At 75.0% G+C, this 641-nt stretch carries 1 protein-coding gene; it reads right to left on the bottom strand.

Annotated elements, in window-relative coordinates; translation table 11 throughout:
* A partial coding sequence (locus FB586_RS18595) for a hypothetical protein (protein WP_136520846.1) occupies positions 1-559 on the bottom strand: 559 nt, incomplete at its 3' end.
* Positions 560-641: the final 82 nt, after the last annotated feature.

Genomic DNA, 641 nt, shown 5'->3' on the forward strand with positions numbered 1-641 from the left:
CTCCCAGCGGGTCGACCGTGCGCAGGCCGGCGGCGAGGAGGGTGCGCAGCGGCAGGCCGAAGGTGCTCGCCAACGCCGTGCGCAGCTCGAGCTCGTGCGCCTCGTTGGCGTGCTCGGCGGTGCGCTGGAGGTAGCCCGGGTTGAGGACGTGGCGGCGGTCGCGGAACTCGTCGAGGTCGATCTCCACCGCCAGCGAGCCGCGCAGGAGGGTGACCTCGGTGAGGTCGACCGCGACGAGGGCGCGGGGGGAGCCGCAGCACTCGCACCCGGTGCCGCGGCGGGCGAGCCGGCCGCGCATGACGAGCCCGAGTCCGCGCTCGCGGGAGGACGGGGCGCCCAGGCCGCTCGCCACCTCGACCACGCCCTCGGCCCCCGCCTGCGCGCCGACGTGGAGCGCCGAGTCCTGCGCCGCGGTGAAGACGGGCACACCGTGCACGTCGGTGGTGACCTCGTAGCCCGCCTCGTCCAGCGAGGGGGCCGGCTCGTCCACGCGCAGCGTGATCGAGCGCGGGCAGGACAGGACGCTGCGTGCGATGAGTGCTGCCTCTGCCGGTGTCATGTCCCCGCCTTCGCCCCGCCGTCGTGGATGAGGTAAGGCTAGCCTAACTCCACTCGACGGCCCGCGCCAGCCGGGTCACACG

This window comes from Cellulomonas telluris (assembly GCF_004886325.1).
Classification (GTDB): domain Bacteria; phylum Actinomycetota; class Actinomycetes; order Actinomycetales; family Cellulomonadaceae; genus Cellulomonas; species Cellulomonas telluris.